Raw genomic sequence first — 24,360 nt, 5'->3', positions numbered from 1 at the left:
AGGCAGCATGGGCACCTTCACCGACACCGCCGTTGCGCTACCAGCCAGCTTGCCCCAGTGGTTGCAACAACAGGCGCAGCGGCATGGCGCGGATGTCGCGCTGCGCCACAAGCACCTGGGTGTCTGGCAGGAGTGGACCTGGGGGCTCGTGGCCGACGAGGTGCGCCGTTTGGCGAGCGCCCTGCAAGCCCGCGGTTTTTCCACGGGGGCGAGCCTGACGATCATCAGCCGACCCAGGCCGCAGGCATTGCTTGCGGCATTGGCTGCGCAGTGGCTGGGTGGCGTGGCGAGCCTGTTCGACCCGTTGGAGGCACGGGCCGAACAGGTGCAACTGCTCGGCACATTGCAGCCGGATTTCGTTCTGGTCGAGGGCTTGGAAGAAATGCTGCGTCTGCGTGCGGCGCAGGTGAACCCGAGCGTGCTGGTTTACCTCGACAAGCGTGGCTTGTCGGATTCGATGCCATTGGCGCAAGCGCTGGATTACGCCGCGTTGGTTGCCGAGCGGCCCACCGACGAACTGGCACCGCAAGGGCAAGTGCTGCAAACAGCGTTTGTCTTTTATCGCGGGGCGGGGCAGGCAATTGAAGAGCAGCGCGTCAGCCACGCCGAGCTGCTGCAGGAGGGCCAGCGGTTGGTGACGCGTGAAGGCCTGGGACGGCAAGAAGAGGCATTGGCCGCACGGGCGTTCGCCTCGGGCGGACAAGCCCGCTATTTGCTGGCGCCGTGGTTGATCGCCGGTTTTCGCCTGAACTTTCCGGAGAATCTGGCGACCCGTGATCGCGACCGCCGCGAGCTGGGCCCGACATTGGTAGCCGGGACGCGTGAAACCTACGAGCGCTTGTACCGTTATGCGTTGGAGCGTTTGCCGGAGTCGGGCAGTTGGTCGCGCCGGCTGGTGGATTGGGCGTTGGCGGCCCAGCCGGGGCTCCTGCAAAGGCAACTGGGTAACTGGCTGGTTCGTCGGCCCTTGCGTGATGTGCTGGGTTTTTCCCGGACCCATGCACCGCTGCTGGTGGGGGATGCCTTGCCGCCCGAGACCCAGGCGTTTTTCCAGGCGTTGGGTATCCGGGTTCGCCAGTGGGGCGATACAGCCCACTGGGAAGCGCCGACGAACCTTGTGAAGCAAATCAACCCTGACTGGACCGGGCTCCAGTCGCAACCGGCCTGAGAGGAAACACCCCATGACGCAGACGGCCGCCACGCATTTGCTGGAGCTGGAACATATTTCACTGTCATTCAAAGGCGTCAAGGCGGTCACGGACATCAGCTTTCGCGTTGCCACTGGTGAGATCTGCGCCTTGATCGGCCCCAACGGTGCCGGCAAGAGTTCGCTGCTCAATGTCATCAGCGGTGTGTACCACGCCCAGGACGGACGCATCCGTTTCGATCGACAGGAGCGGCGCCGGATGCGCCCCCACGATGTGGCGGTACGCGGCATCGCCCGGACATTCCAGAACATTGCGCTGTTCAAAGGCATGAGCGTGCTCGACAACGTGCTCACCGGACGCAACCTCAAGCGTCGCAGCAGCTGGGTCGAGCAAGCGCTGCGCATCGGTCGCGCCCGGGCCGAGGATGATATCCAGCGCGAAGCGGCTGAACGCGTCATCGCGTTCCTGCACTTGCAGCCCTGGCGCGATGCGGTGGTGGGTACGTTGCCCTATGGCTTGCAGAAACGGGTCGAGTTGGGCCGGGCGCTGGCGGCGGAGCCTCGGCTGTTGTTGCTGGACGAGCCCATGGCTGGGATGAACGCCGACGAGAAACAGCAGATGAGTCGCTTCATCGTCGATATCAATCGAGAACTGGGCACCACCGTGGTGTTGATCGAACACGACATCGGGGTGGTCATGGACATCAGCGATCACGTGGTGGTGCTCGATTACGGTCGCAAGATCGGCGACGGCTCGCCCGAAGACGTACGGCAGAACCCCGAGGTCATTTCGGCCTACCTGGGCACTCGCCACTGACACCTGACATTCGACGCCTTCCCGCCAGGGAGGGCAGGCAAGTTGCGCCCGCAGAACAGGAACAGCTATGGAATTTTTCTTTGAAGTATTGATTGGCGGGTTGTTGGCGGGGGTGATGTATGCCCTGGTGGCCATCGGTTTTGTACTGATCTACAAGGCCTCCGGTGTGTTCAATTTCGCCCAGGGCGCGATGGTGCTGTTCTCGGCGCTGACTTTCGTCAGCCTGTTGGAACGCGGTGTGCCGTTCTGGCTGGCGTTCGTCATCAGCCTGGCGGCCATGGTGCTGATCGCCGTGGCGGTGGAACGCGTGGTTCTGCGCCCGTTGGTCAACCGCTCGCCGATCACGCTGTTCATGGCCACCCTCGGGCTGTCCTACGTCATCGAAGGCTTCGCCCAGGCACTGTGGGGCACCCAGGTGCACGGGCTGGAACTGGGCATCAGCGACGAACCGCTGGAACTGGGCGGGATGTTGTTGTCGCAGTTCGACATTTTTGCCGCGCTGACGGCGGCGTTCCTGGTGTTGCTGTTGTCCTGGCTGTTCAACAAGACTCGGCTCGGGCTGTCGTTGCGGGCGGTGGCCGATGATCCATTGGCAGCGCTGGCCGTGGGCATTCGCTTGCAACGGGTCTGGGTGGTGGTCTGGGCGGTGGCGGGGTTTGTCGGGCTGGTCGCCGGCCTGCTCTGGGGCGCTCGCCTGGGCGTGCAGTTCTCGCTCTCGCTGGTGGTGCTCAAGGCCTTGCCAGTGTTGATCATCGGCGGCTTCACCTCCATCAGCGGCGCGATTGTCGGCGGCTTGATCATTGGTGCGTCGGAGAAGCTGGCGGAGGTTTACCTCGGGCCCTTCATCGGCAGTGGCATCGAGAACTGGTTTCCCTACGTGCTGGCGCTGCTGTTTCTGCTGGTGCGTCCGGCGGGACTGTTTGGCGAGCGGGCGATCGAACGGGTTTAGGGGAGCGCATCATGTTTTATCGAGAAGCAGGCCAGTTCAACACTCGTTATGCCCAGGACCGTCGGGTCTTCGCGCTGCGCCAGGACCGTCACGGGCTGGCCGCGTTGCTGCTGTTTGCCTTCGTCGTGGTGCCCTGGCTGGGCAATGACTACTGGTTCAGCGCGATCCTGATTCCGTTCCTGGTGCTGTCCCTGGCCGGGTTGGGGCTCAATTTGCTCACCGGTTATGCCGGGCAGTTGTCCCTCGGTTCGGCGGCGTTCATGGCGGTGGGGGCCTTTGCCACCTACAACCTCGAAGTGCGGGTCGCCGGCTTGCCGTTGCTGGTCAGCATTGCCCTGGGTGGCTTGACGGCAGCGCTGGTGGCATTGCTGTTCGGCCTGCCGAGCCTGCGCATCAAAGGTTTCTACCTGCTGGTCTCGACCCTGGCGGCGCAGTTCTTCGTGACCTGGGCGCTGACCCGCTTCAGTTGGTTTTCCAACAACAGCGCCTCGGGCGTGATCAGCGCGCCGCGCCTGGAAGTCTTCGGCGTCAACCTGGATGCGCCGGCCGGCCGCTATCTGTTGACCCTGGGCGTGGTGGTGGCGCTGTTCTGGCTGGGCAAGAACCTGGTGCGCAGCGAGCTGGGGCGCAACTGGATGGCGGTGCGCGACATGGACACCGCCGCAGCGGTGATCGGTATTCCATTGGCGAAAACCAAGCTGCTGGCGTTCGCCATCAGTGGCTTTTTCCTCGGAGTGGCTGGCGCGCTCTGGGCCTTCGCTTACCTGGGGACAGTGGAGCCCCATGGCTTCGACCTCAATCGCTCGTTCCAGATCCTGTTCATCATCATTATCGGTGGCCTCGGCAGCCTGCTGGGCAACTTTCTCGGCGCGGCCTTCATCGTGCTGTTTCCGGTGTTGCTCTCGAACCTCGTGTCGCTGCTGCCCGGCGGACTGGTGGACGCCGGCCAGGTGGAAAACCTGCAGAAGATGATATTCGGCGCCCTGATCATCCTGTTTCTGATCAAGGAACCAGAGGGCCTTGCGCGCCTCTGGCAGAGATTTCGCCAGCGCGCACGGCTGTGGCCGTTGCGCTACTGAGCGAACCGCACAACGCGGGTTTGCAGTTCCATTTTGTTGGCTCATCCATGGCTTCATAACAAGGAAAATCCGATGTTCAAACGATCATTCGCCAGCAGCCTGGCGCTGGCCCTGAGCCTCACCGCCGCGGCCTTCACTGTTCAGGCGGACAACGAACAATACTTCCCGCTGCAAAGCTATCGCGTCGGCCCTTATGCGGCCGGTGGCACGGGTTTTTTCGGCGGCTTCATCGACTACCTCAAGTACGTCAACGCCAACGGCGGCGTGAACGGCGTCAAGCTGACCTGGAGCGAGTGCGAAACCGAATACGTGGTCGAGAAAGGCGTGGAGTGCTACGAACGCCTGAAGAAAGGCTTGAACGGCGCACCCGCGGCGGCCACCAACCCGCTGTCGGTAGGTATTGCCTATGCCACGCTGGAACGCTCGACGGCCGACAAGCTGCCGCTGATCACCATCAACCACGGACGCACGGATTCCACCGATGGTAGCGTGTTTCCCTACGTCTTCCCGTTGCAGTTGAACCCCTATTCGGAAGTGTCGGCGATCATCAACTACATCGGCCAGCGCGCCGGCGGGCTGGACAAGCTCAAGGGCTTGAAGATCGTCACCCTGTATCACGGTTCGCCCTACGGCAAGGAAACCAATGAGGTCCTGCAAACCCTGGCCGACAAGTACGGCTTTACGCTGACCCTGCTGGAGGTGCCGCACCCGGGCAACGAGCAACAGTCGCAATGGCTGAATATCCGTCGGGAAAAACCCGATTGGGTGATCCTGCGCGGTTGGGGAGTGATGAACCCGGTGGCGCTGAAAACCGCGCAGAAAGTCGGTTTCCCGGCTGACCACATCATCGGCAATATCTGGAGCAACTCCGAAGATGACGCCGCGCCGGCAGGTGCCGCGGCCAAGGGCTTCATCGCCATCACCACGCACCCCTCGGGCACCGATTTCCCGGTGTTGCAGGGCATCAAGAAACAAGTGGTCGACGCCGGCCAGGGTGACCTGGCCGACCCCAAGCGATTCGGCACGGTGTATTACAACCTCGGCGTGGTCAACGGCATCCTCAACGTCGAGGCGGTGCGCATTGCCCAGCAGAAGTTCGGCAAGCAGCCGCTGACCGGTGAGCAGGTGCGCTGGGGGTTCGAGAACCTCAAGCTCGACGACGCCCGACTCAAGGAACTGGGGGCGCTGGGCCTGGTGCAGCCGTTGCAGTTGTCGTGCTCGGACCATGAAGGCGGGGGCGCGGTGCGCTTCCAGCAATGGGACGGCAGCCAGTGGAAGCTGATCAGTGACTGGGTGCAGGCCGACCGCGCCTTGCTGCGGCCGATCATCGAAGCGTCTTCGCACCAGTACGCCCGGGAAAAAGGTATTACCCCACGCGATTGCAGTAAGGAGTCCTGAGTACCCGTCGAATAGTTTTGTGGCAAGGGAGCTTGCTCCCTCGCCACGGAACCCCTGGTAGCTCAGGTCGACAGATTGATCACCTGGCCATCCTGCGTGCTCAGTGCCGGGCGGCGTCGATTGACCACCAGCTCGCCAATCCTGATCAGCAACGTTCGCGTGACGTTTCGGCTCAGGCCCAACAGGCTGGCGGTGTGGACTTGGTTGCAGTTGGCATATCGATAGGCCGCGCGCAACAGCTCGGCCTCGACCTTTTCATACAAATCGCCATGCTCCTGCTCGAGCAGTTTCTCAAAGGCTTTGTGCAACAGCTCCTCCGCACTTTGAGGCGTAGATTGCGGTGGGTTGTCCTGGCGTTCGATACGAAAGTTCGACAGATGCAAGTCCTGCGCGCCGATCACGTTGTGGCGGCAAATCAGCAGTGTGTGGTGGATGACGTTTTCCAGCTCGCGGATATTCCCCGGCCAGGAATAGTCGAGCAATTTGCGCTGGGCCTGGGCATCCAGCGTCACTTCGCCGTGCCCGAGCCGGCGGCTGTACTCCGTAATGAAGTGGCGTATCAGCGGCAGGATGTCACCGGGGCGTTCGCGCAAGGGCTTGAGCACCAGGCTGACCACGTTCAGGCGGTAATAGAGGTCTTCGCGAAAGTGCCCGGCATTGATGGCTTTTTCCAGCTGCACGTTGGTGGCCGCCAGCACGCGCACATTGATCTTGATGCTCTTGCGCGAACCCAGCCGGACCACCTCGCGCTCCTGTAGCACCCGGAGCAGCTTGACCTGGATCGGCAACGGCAAATCACCGATTTCATCCAGGAACAACGTCCCGCCGTCCGCTTCCTCGAACCAACCGGCCTTGGCCGTCAGCGCACCGGTAAAGGCGCCTTTTTCATGGCCGAACAGCTCGGCCTCCACCAGGGTCTCGGAAAACGCGCCGCAGTTGACTGCAACGAACGGCTTGTGGCGACGAGCGCTGAGGTTGTGCACGTGGCGCGCCACCAGTTCCTTGCCGGTTCCGGTCTGGCCGATGATCAGCACGCTGGCGTCACTGGGCGCTACTTGTTGCAGGTGAGCCAGCAAAGCGCGGGAGGTGGGGTCTTCGAAGACCTGGGCCGTGGCACGAATGGAAGTGGCAAGGCCAGGGGAGGGAGGTAGCGTTAGAAGCTGCATGACGGTGGCCCGTTAATGAGATTGCCGTGACTGAAGTTGGGCGTGCCATCGCTCCTTGATGACAACACCGCAGGAAGCCATTGGGCTTAAGCTGTAATTTAAATGATCTAAAAAATATAAAACAAATAACCTTTAGTTATTTGCTTAGGGCTATGTCCGCAAGGATGCAACGCTGGACTGATAGCCCTGGTAGCGATAATGGCAATAAATCGAAGGTACGGTAAAAAGTTTTATTGACTAAAAAATAACATCGAGTAATTATTTCCCTGCATCTGCTTTCACGCAGAGTCATTTCGCAGGGGCAACCCGATGAATCAGAACACCGCGCCTTCATTGGCCTGTCTTTACGTCGAGACTCACGAGTCGTCTGACACCCACACGGCGCCTTCGCTCATGCAAGGTTTTCCCGCCGAACCCCACCGCCGCGTCACCTGGCACAACTGGATGAGCCCGCCGTTCAACCAATGGGGCTTCCGCAACCTGGCCCGCTTGCGTCCTTCCATCGACGTGCAGGCCGGCACCGGGCCGGTCAGCGCCTTCAAGCAGGCGCTCCAGCCGCTGGATGAGCTGCACTTCGACAGCGAGTGTGGCTTGAGCATCAGCGTGATCGACCACCTGATTGCCAGCCAGACCGATGCTTTCCTGGTCCTCAAGGGCGACACCGTACTGTTCGAGCGCTACTTCAACGGCCAGCGTCCCCGGGACCGGCACATCATGTTCTCGGTGACCAAGTCGCTGATCGGGGCGTTGGGCGAGCAACTGGTCTGCGAAGGCCTGCTGGACCCGACGCTGACGGCCGCACACTACGTACCGGAATTGACGGGCAGCGCGTTCGGCGATGCGACCGTGCGCCAGCTGTTCGACATGGCGGTGGCCGTCGATTACAGCGAAGTCTATGAGGATCCGGACTCAGAGAGTTCCCAATACGGTTACGCCTGCGGTTTCCAGCCGGCACCGGCGCAGTACACGACGTTCGAATCCCTCTACCAGTACTTGCCTTCACTGCGCAAACGCGGCAGTCACGGTGGCTTTTTCCATTACGTGACGGCCACCACCGAGGCGTTGGCCTGGGTCATGGAGCGGGCCTCTGGCAAGGCTTGCCACCAGTTGCTGCAGGCAGTCTGGAGCCAGTTGGGCTGTGAGCGTGACGGCTATTTCCTGGCCGACCCCTGGGGGCGCAGCGTAGCCGGTGCCGGGTTCAGTGCGACCTTGCGTGACATGGCGCGTTTCGGTCGCCTGTTGGCCAACGATGGTTGCCAGGACGGGCGACAACTGCTCTCGGCCGAGGCGCTCGCCGGTATCGCCGCCGGGGCCGATCCGGCGATCTACGCCGCATCCCCCGACTTCTCGAGCTGGACCCCTGGCGCGTCCTACCGCAGCCAGTGGTATGTCTTCAACGACCACAGCCACGCGCTCATGGCCGGTGGCATCCATGGCCAATACCTGTTCATCGACAAACCGTCCGGCGTGGTGATCGTCAAGCAGTCGTCCCTGGACGATGCCGTCAGCCCATTCGACGGCGACAGCGTGCGCATGCTGCGTGCCATCGCAGCGCACCTGACGCCCTGACTTCATCCGATAACCACAAGAGTCTTGCGTTCCGCTCACCTGGCCTAGCCAGGTGTTGGCGCGGTTTTGCGCGCCTTTCACTGCCCTGTAACAACAATAATCACACAGGAGCTCCATATGGTTTCCATGACGCGTTTGTCCCGAACGTTCCTCATGCTCGGGTTACCCTTGACCGCCCAGGCTGCATGGGCGGGCCACACCTTCGAGGAGGGCAACCTCAAGGGTGAGGTCAACTTGAGTGCCGGTGGCGCCATCCTCTCTACCCGCAACGTCAACTTTGGCGGCGGCGTGGTGGATATGCGCAGCGGCAAGAATCGCGGCACGAAAATCGACTGGCAGGAGTTCTACGTCAAGCCAGGCGTCAAGTTGGAATACGCCGTGCAGCCGGATTTCAGCCTGCTGGCCGGCGGCTCACTGGTGGGGGCGACCACCTTCGGTGATGGCGATGCCGGTGGCTTCACCCGCAGCTCCGATGGCAAGGTGTCGACCGAAGAGTTCTATGGCGGTTTCCGCGCAGGGGAGTGGACGGTGACGGGCGGTCGCCAGAACTACATGATCGGCAACGGTTTCATCGTGATGGATGGCAACCTCGACCAGTTGAACGACGGCGCCTATTGGCTCGCCCCGCGTACCGCCTTCAAGGATTCGGCGGTGGTCGCCTGGGACCATGGCGCGCTGAAAGTCCAGGGCTTCAGCCTGGGAACCGACAGCGACCTGGGGGACTTTCGCATGAGCGGCGCGAACCTGGACTACAACCTCGACGACCAGGTGACGCTCGGGGCCACGGTGTTGAAGGTCAAGGCCATGGGACCCAAGGGCAGTACGTTACCGCGCCGCCGCGATGGCATGCTGGTGTACAACGTGCGGGCCTTGAACGCCAAGCTGCCAGGTATCCCGGACCTGACCCTCAACGCCGAATATGCCCTGGAGCGAGGCAATGGCGAAGGCGTGGACTACGATGCCGAGGCCTGGTACGGCCAGGCCGATTACACCTTCAGCACGCTGCCGCTGACCCCGGTCATTGGCTACCGCTACGCGAGTTTTTCCGGCGACGACAACCTCACGGACAACCGCCAGAAAGCCTGGGATCCGTTGAGCAAGGGCTTCGTCGACTGGAGCACCTGGCTGATCGGCGATGTCGTCGGCAACTACCTGCTGTTCAACAGCAACGAAAACGTCCAACAGTTCTCGCTCAAGACCCACCTCAACGAAACCCTCACCCTCGGTGCGATTCACTACCAGTTCTGGCTCGACGAAAAAAACTACATGGGTACCGCCGTCAGCGACCGGCGTTTTGCCGACGAGAGTGTAGTCTTCCTCGATTGGGCACCGTCGAAGTCGCTGTCCACCTCACTGTCCTATAACTGGGTCAAGCCCATGGCAGCGGCCAAGCAGGTCTTCGGCGACGACCGGAAATTCAGCGCGCTGGAACTCTACTTCACCTACCGCTATTAAGTGCCGCGAGCCTTCGCGGCCGCGCTGGAGTGTTTGATCATGAGTACGTTTTTGCGTAACACCTTGCTGGGCGCTGTTGTTTCGATGCTGATCAGTGGTGCGAGCCTGGCCGAAGAGCGGACGGTGCGAATCTACAATTGGATCGAGTACCTGCCGCCGGAAATCCTCAAGAGTTTCCAGGAGGAAACGGGTATCCGTCCCATCTACGACGTCTTCGATAGCGTCGAGACCTTGGAGTCCAAGCTCCTGACCGGCAACTCCGGGTATGACGTGGTGTACCCGAGCAGTTCCAACGTCAGTCACCTGATTGCCGCCGGTGCCGTGCAGCCCCTGGATCGCAGCCAGTTGCCGAACTGGCAGCATCTGGATCCCGAGTTCATGAAGTCCCTGGAAGCGGTAGGCGATCCAGGCAACCGTTATGCGGCGCCGTATCTGTGGGGCACGACCCTGATCGGCTACAACGTCGACAAGGTTCGGCAGGTGCTCGGCGCGGATGTGCAAATGAACACCTGGGACATCCTGTTCAAGGAGGAGAACATGGTCAAGCTGGCCAGTTGCGGCGTGGGTCTGCTCGACGCCGCCAACGAGATCGTGCCCATTGCCTTGCACTACGAAGGGCTGGACCCCAATAGCCAGAAACGTGAGGACTACCCGAAGGCGCAGGCGGCCATGCTCAAGGTTCGCCCCTACATCACCTATTTCAATTCGTCACGCTACGGCATGGACCTGGCCAACGGCGAGATCTGCGTAGGGGTGGGCTGGTCGGGCGGCGTGGCGTTGGCCAAGCGACTGGCTGAAGACGCTGGGAAGGGAGTCAAGGTGGAAATGGCGCTACCCAAGGAGGGCGCACCGATGTGGTCGGACGTCATGATGGTGCCCACCAATGCGCCCCATGCTACGGAGGCCTACGCGTTCATCAACTACATCTTGCGTCCGGATGTCATTGCCCGGATCAGCAACAAGATCGGTTACCCCAACCCGAACAAGGACGCCACGGCGTTGGTCAATGCTGAAATTCGCAACAACCCCGCCATGTATGTGCCGGACGAGGCGCGCAAGACCCTGTTCGCGTTGGAGCCGGTGCCGGCCGCCGTGGAGCGGGTCCGCACCCGTACCTGGATCAGCATCAAGACCCATCAGTGATCAGCGTGACCCGGCGCTGCGGCGCCGGGTCCGTATCGGTGGGTGACGCCCTCAGGCGCGCATGCCCAGGAAGAGCAGTTCGGTGATACGCCGGACCTGGGTGGAGTGGGCCTCGATATCCGGCTGTTCCTGGTTGACCAGCCTGAACAGCTGTAAGTGCGAATAGTCGTTCAACAGGAACGCGGCGAGGTCGACGTCCAGATCAGCGCGCAACTTGCCAGCCTCTTGCAACTCCCTGATCAGCCCGCTGATCTCGGCCCTGAGCGCATCGTTCATGGCGCGATAACCTTCGGGCAACCCGTTGTCGCCACCGAACAGGATCAGCGGCAGCAATTCGCGCCAAAGGCTTGGGTGCATGACTTCCAGCGCATAACCGGTGAGCAACCGCTCCAGATAACACAGCGCTTCGACCGGATCCTCGATTTCAGGCATCTGGCTGCGGGTGTCCGTAAGTGCGCGCTGGTCGGCGTCATGCAGGATTTCGAGGATGATTTCCTGTTTGTTGCCGAAGTACTTGAACACGGTGGGAGCCGATACGCCGGCCTGGTTGGCGATCTGTTCGATGGTGGTGTTCTGGAAACCCTGGCGTTCGAACAGTTCGACCGCCGCCTTGCTGATGGCTTGGCGGCGTTCGGCTTTTTGACGTTCACGCAGTCCGCTCACGGGAGGTCCTTGTCATTGAAATAAAAAAGAGGCGACCGGAGCAATGCCAGCCAGTTGCAGATCAACCTGTGGGAGCGAGCCTGCTCGCGATTGCACTGAAGCAGCCAACATTGACGTTGACTGACACTCCGCAATCGCGAGCAGGCTCCCCCACCGGTGTTATGGCGGATAGCAATAGCACCTGATGCCCCACGCAAAATACTTAACCCAGTAAAGTTTTTAAAGGGTTTATTTCGTTTACGCCCCTCAAGGACTTGGCTGAATGCCACGGTCCAGACGCCTGGCAAGAGGCAAAACGCCATGCCCCACGTGGCGACATCAGGCACAGAGGTGGCGCGTTCAGGTAACTGACTGGGGAGAAAACACAGGTAACGTGGCGCGACTTTTCACCGCAAGTGCGCACGTTCGCCCAGGGTGGATCAACACAACCAAGCGGTCTCGCTTTCAGGAGGAGCGGGAAAACCAGCAACACCGACTGTCCCTGCGCGCGCCTCAATGTTCGATCACAAGAGAATAAGAAAATGACCAGCCCCAGCTTCAAGGATTCGAACGGCCATTTGGCACAGGGCTTCAAGCCTCGTCACGTCACCATGCTCTCCATCGCCGGGATCATCGGTGCCGGTTTGTTCGTCGGATCGGGCCATGCCATCGCCGCCGCCGGCCCGGCTGTCATGCTGGCCTACCTGTTCTCCGGGCTGTTGGTGGTCCTGGTCATGCGCATGCTGGGTGAGATGGCGGTCGCCAATCCGGACACCGGCTCATTCTCCACCTATGCCGACCAGGCCATCGGACGCTGGGCAGGCTTCACTATTGGCTGGCTGTACTGGTGGTTCTGGGTGCTGGTGATTCCCATCGAAGCGTTGGCCGCTGGTCATGTACTCAACCAATGGTTTCCCGCCGTCGATGCCTGGCTGTTCGCCTCGGTATCGATCGTCCTGCTGGCCGTGACGAATCTGTTCAGCGTCTCCAAGTACGGCGAGTTCGAGTTCTGGTTCGCCATGGCCAAGGTTGTGGCGATCATCGGTTTCATCTCCCTGGGTTTCGCGGTGCTGATGGGGTGGATACCCGAGCGTGAAGCCAGCGGCCTGAGTCGGTTGATGGAGGAGCATGGCGGGTTCGCCCCCAATGGTCTGTCGGCGGTGGTGGGTGCGTTCATCACCATCATGTTCAGCTTCATCGGTACGGAGGCGGTAACGATCGCCGCCGCCGAATCCGATAACCCTGCGCGGAACATTGCCAAGGCCACCCGTTCGGTGATCTGGCGTATCGGTGTGTTCTACCTGCTGTCGATCTTCGTGGTCATTTCCGTGGTGCCCTGGAACGATCCGCTCCTGGCTTCAGTGGGTTCCTACCAGCGGGCCCTGGAGCTGATGAATATTCCCCACGCCAAATTCCTGGTGGATGTGGTGGTACTGATCGCCGTGGCCAGTTGCATGAACTCTTCGATCTACATCGCCTCGCGGATGTTGTATTCCCTGGGGCGCCGTGGCGATGCGCCAAAGGCCGTGAAGGTCACGTCCTCGGCCGGTGTGCCACGGTCTGCGGTGATTGCCAGTACCGTGTTGGGCGCGGGTGTCACTTTGTTCAGCTACTTCATGCCCGCCGGCCTGTTCCAGTTCCTGCTCGCCAGCTCCGGCGCCATCGCCTTGCTGGTGTACCTGGTGATCGCTATCTCGCAACTGCGCATGCGCCGGATGTTGCAACGGCAGAATATCGAGCTGCCTTTGCGCATGTGGCTGTTCCCCTGGCTGACCTGGTTGGTCATCGTGTTCATCTCGGCGGCGCTGGCGGTCATGATGGTCACGCCCGAGCATCGGAGCGAGGTCAGTACCACCCTCGGCCTGGCGCTGGTCATTTCCTTTATCGGCCTGTTGACGTCGCGACATTCGCCCCAGCCTGAACAGGTTGCATCCCTCGGTTAACCGTGCCGTTTTTACCCTGTTGACGCCACGTTACTGGCGTCAACAAAACCTCGTTTTGGGCCTGTTCAGGACGCAATAACCTCCGTCCTGAAGCGCGGCCCGCCCGCCTGTCACCCACTTGCAAGCCCACCCCTGCGAACCGGCACTAACCGGCGGCTGCGTTGTCAGTAATTGGCGCCTGTAGGGATGAGGATCGCCCCTGATGACAGCACGCCGACTGGATTGATTTTTTCTCGAACAGCCTCGGGAAAAAAGCCTCGCGATGGATTGCGTCCTGGACCGACCATTTCTATTGCAGGCGATTTCCCATGGGGTTTCTACTCGATCCGCGTCATGACATCGATGCTGCCTTACTGAGCTATCGCCGGGTGTTCTGGGCCCTGGCATTGTTCAGTGGCGTGATCAATCTGTTGGTGCTGGTGCCGTCGCTCTACATGATGCAGGTCTACGACCGGGTCCTGACCAGCCGCAACGAAACTACCTTGTTCATGCTCACGTTGATGGCCCTGGGGCTGTTCATGTTCAGCGCCCTGATCGAGTGGGTGCGCGGCGAGGTGATGATTCGCATGAGCGCAGGGCTGGACGAAGCCTTGGGCGAACGGATTTTCGACGCCGCCTTCGCCCGCAGCCTGCGCGAGCACAACGCCAATCCGGCGCAGGTGCTCACCGATCTGGCCACGCTGCGGCAGTTGATTACCGGGCAGGGCCTGATTGCCTTGCTCGACGCACCCTGGCTGCCGATCTTCCTGCTGGTGGCGTTCATTTTTCACCCCTGGTTTGGCGTGCTGACGCTGGTGCTGGCGCTGGTGCTGATCGGCCTGGCGCTGTGGGGCGAACTGGCGACGCGAACACGGCTGGGGGAGGCCAATCGGCTGGGGGTGCAGTCGTCCATTTATGTGAACAGCACGCTGCACAACGCTGAAGTCATCCAGGCCCTGGGCATGCTCGGGCCGCTGCGTCAGCGGTGGAGCCTGTTGCAGCAACGGATCATTGCCGCCCAGGCCCATGCCAGCGACCGTAGCGCGCGTATCACCTCGACGACCCGTTTCGTGCGTATCTCCGGGCAGTCCCTGGCGCTGGGGTTGGGCGCCTTGCTGGTACTTGAAGGCCAGCTGTCGGCGGGCATGATGATTGCGATGTCGCTGTTGCTGGGGCGGGCCCTGGCGCCCGTGGAAATCGCCATCGGCTCGTGGAAGCAATTCAACGCCGGACGCCAGAGTTACCAGCGCCTGAGTCAACTCTTGGCCCAGCATCCGCGCGAACGCCTGCGCATGCCGTTGCCGCCACCTACCGGCGCGGTGCGCCTGGAACAATTGTATGTCGGCCCGCCGGGTGCTTCGCAGCCGATCCTGCGCGGCATCAATTTCAGCCTCGCCAAGGGCGATGTGCTCGCGGTGGTCGGGCCCAGCGCCAGTGGTAAATCGACATTGGCGCGGGCCTTGGTCGGGGTCTGGCCGGCCATGGGCGGGTCGGTGCGCCTGGACGATGCCGAGATCAGCCAATGGTCCCACGACGCCTTGGGCCCGTACCTTGGATACCTGCCACAAGACATCGAGCTGTTCGACGGCACGGTCGCCGACAACATTGCCCGCTTCGGTGAGCAGGACGCCGACAAGATCATCGCCGCCGGGCGTCATGCCGGCATCCACGAGATGATCCTGCGGTTTCCCAAGGGCTACGACACGCCGCTGGGGCCCGGCGGGCTTGGCTTGTCCGGTGGGCAAAAACAACGCCTGGGCCTGGCTCGCGCGCTTTACGGACGACCATCGCTGATCGTGCTCGATGAACCCAACTCCAATCTCGATGACGCCGGGGAGCTGGCGCTGGTACAGGCCATCAATGCGCTCAAGACGGCCGGCAGCACCGTGGTGTTGATTACTCACCGGCCCAGTGTACTGGCGGTGGTCGATCACATCCTGGTGCTCAAGGACGGTACTCAACAGGCGTTCGGCCCACGGGACCGAGTGCTCAAGGCATTGATGCCGGGGCCAAGGCCGGCCGCGGTCAGGGAGGCTGGCGAAGATGCGTGATCTGATCCCCGAGGCACAGACCTACAGCGAGCACGGGCTGAGCGTGCGCAGCACCACAACGCTGCCCAGCGCCAGTACCGACGCTGGAAGCGCAGCACGTTATGGCGTCGGATTCCTGGTCCTGACCCTGGGTGGTTTCCTGCTCTGGGCCTGCCTGGCGCCGCTCGACCAGGGCGTGGTGGGCAGCGGCACCGTGGTGGTGGCGGGGGAGCGCAAGGCCGTCCAGTCGTTGGTCGGTGGGGTGGTGGAAAAGCTGCTGGTCAGCGATGGCGACCGCGTCACCCAGGGGCAATTGCTGGTACAGCTCAACACGGTGCAGGCGCAGTCGCAACTGGACGTGACCCTGGGCAAGCTCCTCAATGATCGCAGCATCGAGGCGCGCTTGATTGCCGAGCGCCTGGGCAGCGCCGAGATCCAATGGCCCGCCGAACTGCTGGCCCACGCCGACGAGCCACGGGTCAAGGCGGCCATGGCCTTGCAGAGCCAATTGTTCATCACCCGCCGCGCGGAGCTGGGCAGTCGTTTGCAGATCATCGAACACGAAGCTGCGGCCTTGCAGCAACAATTGCTTGGCTATGAAGGCGTCAAGCGCAACTACGATGCGCAGATGCGTTTCCAGCAGCAGGAACTCGAAGGCCTGCGGGACTTGGCCCGCGAAGGCTACGTTCCACGCAACAAACTGTTCGAGGCCGAACGCAACGCGGCCCAATTGGCGGGACAGATCGCTTCTGGCGTGGGCGATGTCGGCAGGACTCGCCAGGCGATCAACGAAAGCCGGCTCAAGGCCTTGCAGGCACAACAGGAATTTCGCCGCGATGCAGAAACCCAGCTCAGCGAAGTGTCTGCCGAGGCGGCCGGCTATGCCGATCAGATTCGTGCCTTGCAGTTTGAAGTCGACAACGGTGCGATCCGTGCGCCAGTGGCCGGGCAGGTCATGGATGTGAGTATTCATACGGTCGGCGGCGTTGCGCAGGCCGGGCAAACCCTGATGCAGGTGGTGCCGCTGGATGCGCCGATGGCGATCACGGCCCGTTTCGAGCCGCTGATGGCCAACAAGCTGCGTCCGGGTCTGCCGGTGCACGTGCATTTCACGGCGTTGCAACGGGTGGACACCCCGACGGTCACCGGAACGGTGACGACGGTGTCGGCTGACCAGTTGATCAATGAGCAAACGCACCAGCCGTACTTCTCCGCCAAGGTCGAGATTCCCGCCGACACCGTGGCTGCGTTGCAGAGCGCCGGCTTGCTGGTACGCCCCGGCATGCTCGCCGATGTCACGGTGGTGACCGGAGAACGCACCTTGATGAATTACCTGATGAAGCCTTTGCGTGAACGCTTGCTTGCAGCCTTCAAGGAGGAATGAGCATGGTCGACCGTGGCCGCTACCGTTTGCGTGTGTTGCTAAGCCTGTGTACCGGATGGGCGGCGATCAATCCCGTGTGGGCTGCCGAGGGGGGCCTGAGCCTGACCGCCGCCTACGATGCCTCGCGCCTCAACGATCCGACCGTGCAATCGGCGGCCCACGCCTTCGAAGCTTCACGCCATGAAGAGGACATCGGTCGCGGTGGGCTTTATCCGCAGGTGTCGCTGACTTCGCGCTACGGCTACGGCGGGCGCACCGACGGCGGCGATGACAGCACTTACGTCAACAGCAACGATTACCAGGCGAACAACGTGACCCTGGCGGCGCAGCAGCCGCTCTACGACAAGGCACGCTGGGCGGCGTACCAGGAAGGCAAGGCGCGGGGACAATTGGGCACCCGGGTGTTCGACGTGGCCGGCCAGACCTTGTATGACCGGGTGGCAAAGGGGTATTTCGAGGTCGCCCGGGCCGAGAATGAGATCAAGCTGATCCAGCAGCAAAAGGCGGCCATCCAAGGCTTGGTCATCCAGAGCAAAAAATTGTACGAGGGCGGCCAGGGCGCGATTACTGATATCGACGAAGCCCAGGCGCGGCTCGACCTGGTGCAAGCCCAGGAGGCTGAAGCCCAGGCGCGCCGGGTGGCGGCCTTGCGGGCGTTGTCCGGGCGTGCCAGCGTGCCCATCGATGACATCCTGCCGATGCGTGAAGAACTGGCCGCCGGCAGCCCGATCCCGCCGGAGCAGGACCTGCCGTACTGGACGGCAATTGCCCGGGAGGCCAGCCCCGAGTTGGCCGCCCGGCTGGCGGCGGTGAAAGTCGCCGAGGCCCAGGCTGACAGCCAGCGCGCCGGGCACTATCCAACCTTGTCGCTGACCACCCAGTTGACCCGCCGGGAAACCCGTCAATACCAGGAACTCGACCCGCGCCAGGACACCTACTACGTCGGGGTGCAGTTGGACATTCCGCTGTATCGCGGCGGGGCGGTACGAGCCTCGGTGGCCAAGGCCGAGGCGCAACTGGCCGGCGCCCAGTCCGACTACGATGTGCAGCGCCAGCAATTGGCCGAGGACATCGAGGCCGATTACCTGGGTGTCGTAGCCGGGTTTGCCAAGAGCAAGGCGATGCAGCGGGCGGTTGAGTCCAACCAGCGAGCACTGGCCTCGACGGAAAAAGGCTTCCAGGGCGGCGTGCGCTCCACGGTGGACATCCTCGATGCCCAGCAGCGGCTGTTCCAGGCCCGTCGAGACCTGCTCAATACCAAGCTCGACATGCTGCAGAGTTATGTGAGCCTGCACACCCACACCGGCCAGATGAGCCGCGCGGTACTGGAGCAGGTGCAAAGCCTGTTCTAGACAATCCTTATCCCTCGCCACAAAAACGGTCCAGGCCTTGTGCTTGCCTTCAACCTTTCAGGCACAGCACGACCCTCTGTGGGGTTGTCCTGGATTTTTCAGGCACAGCACGACCCCTGTGGGAGCGGGCTTGCTCGCGAAAACGGTGGGTCAGTCAGCACCTTTGTTGAATGTACCGGCGCCATCGCGAGCAGGCTCGCTCCCACAGTTTTGATCTGCGGTTGACCTGGGTTTTTCTGACACAGCACGACCCCTGTGGGAGCGGGCTTGCTCGCGATAGCGATGGGTCAGTCAGCATCTTTGTTGGATGTGCCGGCGCCTTCGCGAGCAGGCTCGCTCCCACATTTTTGATCTGCGGTTGACCTGGATTTTTCAGGCACAGCACGACCCCTGTGGGAGCGAGCTTGCTCGCGATAGCGGTGGGTCAGTCAGCATCTTTGTTGGATGTGCCGGCGCCTTCGCGAGCAGGCTCGCTCCCACAGTTTTGATCTGTCTTGGGTTTTTCTGGTGAATCAAGCCCCCTGCTAGAGGGGCTTTATTCAGGCGGTGAAGTCGCTGGCGTGCAGCTCCTTGACGCCCACCAGTTCGAATTCGAACTCGGGGGTGGCGTCGGCGTTGGTACTGCCGTAGAGAATGCCATCGGCAAAGCGCAGCTGACCGGTGGCGTTGCTGGGGTCGAAGGCGTTGCTGCCAATGAACGTGAAGGCATCGACCGTGGCGGTCAACGGGTTGGCGTCCAGACCGGTGAGGTCCAGTTTGTCGAACTCCGCACTCTTGAAACCGTTGATCACATCGCGCGAAGCGCCGACGCCCATGTCCGCCAGCGCACCAAAGGCGTAGGTGTCGGCGCCCGTGCCACCGGTGAGATTGTCGGTGCCTGCGCCGCCGATCAACCGGTCATCGCCCGAGCCACCTACCAACGTATCGTTGCCCGCACCGCCGTCCAGGACATTCGCCGTGCTGTTTCCCGAGAGCGTGTCGGCGTAGGCGCTTCCTTTCAGGCTCTCGATGAATTTCAAGGTGTCGAGCCCGGACCCCACGGTGTTCTGTTGCGCAGATGTCGAGAGGTTCACGGTCACACCGGAGAGGGCGCGCTCAAAACTCGCCGTATCAATGCCATCGCGGCCATCCAGGACATTGTTGCCGGCGCCGGCGAACAGCGTATTGTCCAGCGCGTTACCCGTGCCATTGGCGGCACCGGTGCTATCGACATACAGGTTTTCGACGTTGCTGCCCAAGGTATAGGCCGCCAGGCTGCTGTGCACGCCGTCGACCCCGCCGGTCACCGTATTGCTGTTGGTTTCGATCACGCTGTCATCGGCATTGTCGACAAAGTAAGTGTCGTTGCCATCGCCACCGCTCATGCTGTCGGCCCCTGCGGCGCCGTCGAGCACGTTGTTGGCGGCATTGCCGGTGATGAAATTGCGTCGTTCATTGCCAGTGCCGTCGATGTCCGATACACCGGTGAGTACCAGGTTCTCGAGGTTGGCCCCCAGCGTCCAACTGACCGAGGCCTGCACGGTATCGATCTGCGCGGTCGAGGTGTTGGTTTCCACCACGCTGTCGAAAGCATTGTCGACCACGTAGATGTCGTTGCCATCCCCCCCGGTCAGGGTGTCGGCGCCGAGATCGCCATCCAGGGTGTCGTTGCCCGAACTGCCCACCAGGGTGTCGTCCTGGTCGGTGCCAGAGATCATCCCTCCTTGGTTCTGGGCGTTGTCGAAGATGTCCTGCACGCTGTTGTTGTCGTTGGGGTTGCCCTGGAAGCCCAGGTCATCGGCAATGTAATCCGCCAGGCGCTGGCCGACGATTTCCGCCGATTCTTCGTGCAGGTGCCAGACGTCATCGGGATACACCAATGGATCGACTTCGTAGCGCAAGGGCAGGTCGGTGTAGTCCACCGCCAGCTTGACGTCGGCACGTTCGGCGGCCATGGCTTCCTGGGCGGCGCGGACATAGCCGACGCCCTCGACAATGGCGGCGATCTTCTCTTCCGAATAACCCCGGGCCCGGGCCGCGTCCTCTGAGTAATGACCGGTTTCCATCAGGTACACGCTGAAATTGCCGAACTGGGCATGCAGGTAATCGAACACTTTCAGGGTCGCGGCCTTGTACGCCGCAGCGGCCGCGACCTTGTCCGTGGCGCGGGCGATTTCCTGGGCGGCTTCCTCGCCCTGGCCCCAGATAATGCCCATGGTGACGTTATCGATCGACTGCAGTTCAGTGCGCTGGTCGCGCAGCAACGTCACCGCCCGCAACAGTGCGGGTCCAGGTTGGTTGGTGTCGGTCAACCACCAGCACAGCTTGAGTTCCTCGGCGCTGAGGGTGGACAGGCCGTTGACCGTGCTACCACCGACCGCGATGTCGATACCGTTGCCATCGGCATCGGTGAACTGGCTGCGCACGTCGTAGGTGGTGTAGCGGTCCAGGTCTTTGACCAGCATCGAGGTGCCGGATTGGTCGTCGTCCTCGGTCATGCGCAGCAGACGCGCGTTGGATTGACCGAGGGTTGGCAGGTAGAGAATGTCCTGCTGGGCACGCTCGCCGAAGACGAAGTCGTTGGCGGTGAGGGTGTTGAGGTAGTTGCCGTTGAGGGCGATCTCGAAGCGATTGCCATCGGCGTCGGCTTCGGCGGACTTGACGTAGGTCTTGTCGCCGGCCGAATTCAGGGTCATGTACAACGTGTGGTTGCTGCCATCGCCGAGGCCGAGAAAGCCCAGCCCCGAAACGTCGATTTTGTCGACGCCGACGGTGAAGTCATAAATCGTGTCGGTGGCCGTGACACCGCCGGTGTCGTAGTCGCGGTAGCTGTCGGACAGGTTGCTGTAGCGAAACGTGTCGGCGCCATCGCCACCGTACAACGAGTCCCGTCCGGCGCCGCCGTCGACGACGTCCGCGCCGGTGCCGGCCTTGATCGTGTCGTTGCCGCCGAGGCCGAGGATCAGGTCCGCGCCTGTCGTGCCGTTGAGGGTTTCGGCGTTGTTGGTGCCGGTAATGGTGTTGGCGGGCGCATCGGCCACCACCAGGGTGAAGTTGTCGCTGACCGAGGCGCCTGAGGGATCGGTGGCCTTGACCAGTACGTCGTAGTTGCCCGCCGCGGTGCTGGTTGGCGTGCCGCTGAAGGTCAGGCTGGTGGCATTGAAACTCAGCCAGGCGGGCAGGGCGTTGCCGTTGGCGAGGGTTGCGGTGTAGGTCAGTACATCCTGGTTGGCGTCGGTGAAGCTGTTGCTCGCCACGGTGTATTTGAATGGCGTGCTCTCACTGGCGTTCTGGTCCAGGAGCGGGGTCGTCACGACCGGCGCCGAGTTGGTGGGGTTGGTCTGGTCGGCGAAGACGAAATGATTGGCCGTCAGGCTGCTGACGAAGTTACCCGCCATCGAGATCTCGAACCGGTTGCCGTTGGCGTCGACCGTGAGGTCCTTGAGGTAGGTGCGGTTGGTCGACGAACTGTAAGTGACCTGCAGGGTGCCGTTGAGCCCGTTGCCCAGGCCGGTGTAGCCGAGGGCCGACACATCGATCTTGTCGGCGGCCACATCGAAGTCGAGGATCTGGTCACTGGCGCTGGTGGAACTGGTGCGGTAGCTGTCGAGTTTCGAGGTGTAGCGGAACACATCAGCCCCGGTGCCACCGGTGAGTTTGTCGACTCCGGTGCCGCCGACCAGGATGTCGTTGCCGGCGCCGCCATTGAGGGTGTCGTTGCCCGCGCCCCCGAACAATTGTTCGTTGGCTGCGGTGCCGGTCAGCGTGTCGTTGTTCGGCGTGCCATTGATCACGATGGCGGTGGGGGCGTCTTGCACGGCGAGGGTAAAGCTGTCGCTGACGGTGGCGTTGCTGCCGTCGGTCGCGGTGACCTGGATGGCGTAGGTGCCCGATGCGGTGTCGGGTGGCGTGCCGCTGAAGGTGCGCGTGGCGGCATCGAAGGTCAGCCAACTGGGCAAGGCGCTGCCATTGGCGAGCTTGGCGGTGTAGCTCAGGCTGTCGTTATCCGGATCGGTGAAACTGGTGGCCGGCACCACGTAGCTGAACGGGGTGTTTTCGCTGGCGTTCTGATCCACCAGCGGCGTGGCCAGCACGGGCGCCTGGTTGGTCGGCGACGTGGTGGCGAAGACGAAGTTAGCGCTGGTCAGGGTGTTGAGGTAATTGCCATCCAGCGCCACTTCGAAGCGGTTGCCATTGGCATCGGCCTCCAGGGACTTGATGTAGGTCTTGGTGCCGGCGCTGTTGAGCACCAGGTACACGGTGTTGTTCTTGCCGTCTCCCAGGCCGGTGAAGCCCATGGCCGACAGGTCGATCTTGTCGGCGCTGACGTTGAAATCGGTGATCAGGTCGCCCAGGTTGGCGCCGCCGGTGTTGTAGTTGCGGTAGCTGTCCAGGCGATTGGAAAACACAAAGGTGTCCGCCCCGGCGCCCCCGGTGAGGGTGTCCATCCCGGCTCCGCCGTCGAGCTTGTCGTCGCCGGCGCCGCCACTGAGGCTGTCGTTGCCCGCCAGGCCGAGCAGGGTGTCGGCCGCGTCGCTACCCAACAGCGAGTCGGCGCCGCTGGTGCCGGTGATCACGCGATTGAAGATGAAGTTACTGGCGGTCAGGGTACTGGCCAGGTTGCCCGTCAGAATCAGTTCGAAGCGGTTGCCACTGGCGTCGGCGTCGAAATCCTTGATGTAGGTGCGGTTGTTGCTGGCGCTGTAGCTGACCTGCAAGGTGCCACCGCGGCCATTGCCCAGGCCGGTGAAACCGAGGCCGGCGAGGTCGATCTTGTCCTGGGTGACGTCGAAGTCGGTGATGGTGTCATCGAAGCTGGTGGTGGCGTTGCGGTAACTGTCCGATTGCGCGACGAACCGGAAGGTATCGGCCCCGGTGCCGCCAGTGAGCTTGTCGATGCCGGCGCCACCGACGAGGATATCGCCGCCGGCCGCGCCATTGATGGTGTCGTTGCCGGCACCGCCGTAGAAAATTTCGCTGGCGGCGCTGCCGAGCAGGGTGTCGTTGCCCGCGGTACCTTGCACGGTGGTCATGGGCACGGTGGCGCTGACGTAGCTGCCGTCGCCATAGACCAGGGTGGCGCCCTTGCTCGTGTGGCTGATGGTGTTGGCGATGATGGCGTTGCGGTCGGTACCGTCTTCGTTGCGCTCGGCAACGCCGTAGGTCGATAGGTCACTGCCGCTGATGATGTTGCCCTGGATGAGGTTGTCGCTGCCGTTGAAGTACTTGCCGGACACGCCCAGGGTGTCGTCGTAGGACTGGATGATGATTTCCGGTACGGCACCGCCCAGGGAATTGTTGTTGAGGGTGTTGTCGATGATCTCGACGTGGTTGCTGCCGTAGATTCGAATTCCGGCGCTGCTGTTGTCATGGATGTCGACGCCGCTGACGGTCACCTCGCTGGAGAGCTTGACCAGCACCCCTTCGGCACCGTTGCCATACACCTCGCCGCCAGTGATGGTGATGTTGCTGGGCGAGGGGATGTCCTCGCTGCCGCGCTGGATCACGATGCCATTGCCGCCATTGTCGTAGGCAACGTTGTTGGTCATGGTGAAATCGTGGGTGCTGGTGACGACGTTGAAACCGTGGCGGTCGTTGTTGTAGGCGACGTTGTTTTCGAAGGTGCTGTCGCTGAGGAAGTCGGCGACGAAGCCGTCCAGGCCGTTGCCGTGGGACACGCTGTTCTTGATGACCATGTTGACGGTTTGCTCGTGGGGGTCGAAACCGTACCCGGAGCAATCCTTGATCTCGACGCTGTCGAGGGTGACGTTGGAGTCGTAGCCTTCTTCGCCGGGAATGTAGCCGTTGAACCAGCCGTCGACCTTGCCGGTGGTGCTGTCGCGGTTGCCGTCGATGGTGAGGTTGCTGACGCCGAAGTCGTGGGTTTCCTCGCCGTAGGCTGAACGGATGATCCCGGTGATCTTGGTGTCGGAGCCATCGACCAGCTTGACCGTGGTTTCGCCCATGCCGTCGCCGTACAGGTAGACATTGCTCTTGAGCATCAGGCAGCCATCGGAAGGTTCCTCTCCCCCCGAAACGATGTAGGTGCCGGCCGGCATGTACACCTGGCCTCCGCCCGCAGCGGCCGCCGCATCAATCGCACTCTGAATGGCTGCCGTGTCGTCGGTGATGCCATCTCCTTTGGCGCCAAAATTTTGTACGTTGAAAATCATGAGCTTATCTCCGTATCAGGCTTAAACCTCGGTAGACGCCAATATTCCATCGACGACCTCGGTGTTATGACCCAGCGGAGCGCAAAAGTTGTGACCGAATATCGGGGAAAGTGTCAAAAAGCCGGACTAACTGATCAGCGGTTGTTTGGAGGGGG

Annotated in this window: 15 protein-coding genes; 12 read left to right on the top strand and 3 right to left on the bottom strand. The window is 62.0% G+C overall.

Going from position 1 to position 24,360, the window contains the following annotated elements:
- Window positions 1-7: 7 nt before the first annotated feature.
- From PSH86_RS17050 to PSH86_RS17030, 5 genes are all read left to right on the top strand, one after another.
- On the top strand, window positions 8-1,168 hold the full coding sequence (locus PSH86_RS17050) for an AMP-binding protein (protein WP_176687733.1): 1,161 nt from the start codon (window positions 8-10) through the stop codon (window positions 1,166-1,168).
- A 13-nt stretch (window positions 1,169-1,181) separates the two neighbouring features.
- On the top strand, window positions 1,182-1,964 hold the full coding sequence (locus PSH86_RS17045) for an ABC transporter ATP-binding protein (protein ID WP_109752981.1): 783 nt from the start codon (window positions 1,182-1,184) through the stop codon (window positions 1,962-1,964).
- 67 nt (window positions 1,965-2,031) lie between these two features.
- Window positions 2,032-2,913: a branched-chain amino acid ABC transporter permease gene (locus PSH86_RS17040; protein WP_109752980.1), complete on the top strand. Its 882-nt coding sequence runs from the start codon at window positions 2,032-2,034 to the stop codon at window positions 2,911-2,913.
- Window positions 2,914-2,924: 11 nt separating this feature from the next.
- Window positions 2,925-3,992: a branched-chain amino acid ABC transporter permease gene (locus PSH86_RS17035; protein ID WP_116832562.1), complete on the top strand. Its 1,068-nt coding sequence runs from the start codon at window positions 2,925-2,927 to the stop codon at window positions 3,990-3,992.
- Between the two features lie 72 nt (window positions 3,993-4,064).
- On the top strand, window positions 4,065-5,390 hold the full coding sequence (locus PSH86_RS17030; protein ID WP_109752978.1) for an ABC transporter substrate-binding protein: 1,326 nt from the start codon (window positions 4,065-4,067) through the stop codon (window positions 5,388-5,390).
- 62 nt (window positions 5,391-5,452) lie between these two features.
- Here the strand turns inward: PSH86_RS17030 and PSH86_RS17025 are convergent, their stop codons facing one another.
- Complete coding sequence (locus PSH86_RS17025) at window positions 5,453-6,556, bottom strand: sigma-54-dependent Fis family transcriptional regulator (RefSeq protein WP_109752977.1); 1,104 nt, start codon at window positions 6,554-6,556, stop codon at window positions 5,453-5,455.
- A gap of 309 nt (window positions 6,557-6,865) precedes the next feature.
- Here PSH86_RS17025 and PSH86_RS17020 point away from each other — a divergent pair, with 309 nt between their 5' ends.
- The 3 genes from PSH86_RS17020 to PSH86_RS17010 all read left to right on the top strand — a co-directional run bounded on the left by PSH86_RS17020 (window position 6,866) and on the right by PSH86_RS17010 (window position 10,723).
- Window positions 6,866-8,125, top strand: a complete 1,260-nt coding sequence (locus tag PSH86_RS17020; RefSeq protein ID WP_305483779.1) for a serine hydrolase — start codon at window positions 6,866-6,868, stop codon at window positions 8,123-8,125.
- Window positions 8,126-8,242: 117 nt separating this feature from the next.
- A complete protein-coding gene (locus PSH86_RS17015; protein WP_305483778.1) occupies window positions 8,243-9,580 on the top strand; it encodes an alginate export family protein in 1,338 nt (445 codons plus the stop codon).
- A 39-nt stretch (window positions 9,581-9,619) separates the two neighbouring features.
- Window positions 9,620-10,723, top strand: a complete 1,104-nt coding sequence (locus PSH86_RS17010) for a polyamine ABC transporter substrate-binding protein (RefSeq protein WP_305483777.1) — start codon at window positions 9,620-9,622, stop codon at window positions 10,721-10,723.
- A gap of 51 nt (window positions 10,724-10,774) precedes the next feature.
- Here the strand turns inward: PSH86_RS17010 and PSH86_RS17005 are convergent, their stop codons facing one another.
- Window positions 10,775-11,386, bottom strand: a complete 612-nt coding sequence (locus PSH86_RS17005; protein ID WP_109752973.1) for a TetR/AcrR family transcriptional regulator — start codon at window positions 11,384-11,386, stop codon at window positions 10,775-10,777.
- Window positions 11,387-11,907: 521 nt separating this feature from the next.
- Between PSH86_RS17005 and gabP the strand changes: the two genes are divergently transcribed.
- The 4 genes from gabP to PSH86_RS16985 all read left to right on the top strand — a co-directional run bounded on the left by gabP (window position 11,908) and on the right by PSH86_RS16985 (window position 18,053).
- Window positions 11,908-13,308: a GABA permease gene (gene gabP, locus PSH86_RS17000; protein WP_116832559.1), complete on the top strand. Its 1,401-nt coding sequence runs from the start codon at window positions 11,908-11,910 to the stop codon at window positions 13,306-13,308.
- 308 nt (window positions 13,309-13,616) lie between these two features.
- Complete coding sequence (locus PSH86_RS16995; RefSeq protein WP_109752970.1) at window positions 13,617-15,338, top strand: type I secretion system permease/ATPase; 1,722 nt, start codon at window positions 13,617-13,619, stop codon at window positions 15,336-15,338.
- Window positions 15,331-16,701 carry an HlyD family type I secretion periplasmic adaptor subunit gene (locus tag PSH86_RS16990; protein WP_109752969.1) on the top strand — a complete coding sequence of 457 codons (1,371 nt, stop codon included), beginning with the start codon at window positions 15,331-15,333 and terminating at the stop codon, window positions 16,699-16,701. The genes PSH86_RS16995 and PSH86_RS16990 overlap by 8 nt, the downstream gene beginning before the upstream one ends.
- A gap of 2 nt (window positions 16,702-16,703) precedes the next feature.
- Window positions 16,704-18,053 carry a TolC family outer membrane protein gene (locus tag PSH86_RS16985; protein WP_249015100.1) on the top strand — a complete coding sequence of 450 codons (1,350 nt, stop codon included), beginning with the start codon at window positions 16,704-16,706 and terminating at the stop codon, window positions 18,051-18,053.
- A 539-nt stretch (window positions 18,054-18,592) separates the two neighbouring features.
- Here the strand turns inward: PSH86_RS16985 and PSH86_RS16980 are convergent.
- Entirely contained in the window at window positions 18,593-24,205 is a 5,613-nt protein-coding gene (locus PSH86_RS16980; protein WP_305483776.1) for a putative Ig domain-containing protein, read from the bottom strand.
- Window positions 24,206-24,360 lie beyond the last annotated feature (155 nt).

Origin of the sequence: Pseudomonas sp. FP2300 (genome assembly GCF_030687595.1) — a bacterium.
Lineage (GTDB): Bacteria > Pseudomonadota > Gammaproteobacteria > Pseudomonadales > Pseudomonadaceae > Aquipseudomonas > Aquipseudomonas bijieensis.
Note: the sequence above shows the minus strand (reverse complement) of the source record. Positions and strands in the feature narration are given on the sequence as shown.

Coding starts and splice junctions, on each gene's coding strand:
- PSH86_RS17050 (WP_176687733.1), top strand. CDS start 8: ATGGGCACCTTCACCGACACCGCCGTTGCGCTACCAGCCAGCTTGCCC.
- PSH86_RS17045 (WP_109752981.1), top strand. CDS start 1,182: ATGACGCAGACGGCCGCCACGCATTTGCTGGAGCTGGAACATATTTCA.
- PSH86_RS17040 (WP_109752980.1), top strand. CDS start 2,032: ATGGAATTTTTCTTTGAAGTATTGATTGGCGGGTTGTTGGCGGGGGTG.
- PSH86_RS17035 (WP_116832562.1), top strand. CDS start 2,925: ATGTTTTATCGAGAAGCAGGCCAGTTCAACACTCGTTATGCCCAGGAC.
- PSH86_RS17030 (WP_109752978.1), top strand. CDS start 4,065: ATGTTCAAACGATCATTCGCCAGCAGCCTGGCGCTGGCCCTGAGCCTC.
- PSH86_RS17025 (WP_109752977.1), bottom strand. CDS start 6,556: ATGCAGCTTCTAACGCTACCTCCCTCCCCTGGCCTTGCCACTTCCATT.
- PSH86_RS17020 (WP_305483779.1), top strand. CDS start 6,866: ATGAATCAGAACACCGCGCCTTCATTGGCCTGTCTTTACGTCGAGACT.
- PSH86_RS17015 (WP_305483778.1), top strand. CDS start 8,243: ATGGTTTCCATGACGCGTTTGTCCCGAACGTTCCTCATGCTCGGGTTA.
- PSH86_RS17010 (WP_305483777.1), top strand. CDS start 9,620: ATGAGTACGTTTTTGCGTAACACCTTGCTGGGCGCTGTTGTTTCGATG.
- gabP (WP_116832559.1), top strand. CDS start 11,908: ATGACCAGCCCCAGCTTCAAGGATTCGAACGGCCATTTGGCACAGGGC.
- PSH86_RS16995 (WP_109752970.1), top strand. CDS start 13,617: ATGGGGTTTCTACTCGATCCGCGTCATGACATCGATGCTGCCTTACTG.
- PSH86_RS16990 (WP_109752969.1), top strand. CDS start 15,331: ATGCGTGATCTGATCCCCGAGGCACAGACCTACAGCGAGCACGGGCTG.
- PSH86_RS16985 (WP_249015100.1), top strand. CDS start 16,704: ATGGTCGACCGTGGCCGCTACCGTTTGCGTGTGTTGCTAAGCCTGTGT.
- PSH86_RS16980 (WP_305483776.1), bottom strand. CDS start 24,205: ATGATTTTCAACGTACAAAATTTTGGCGCCAAAGGAGATGGCATCACC.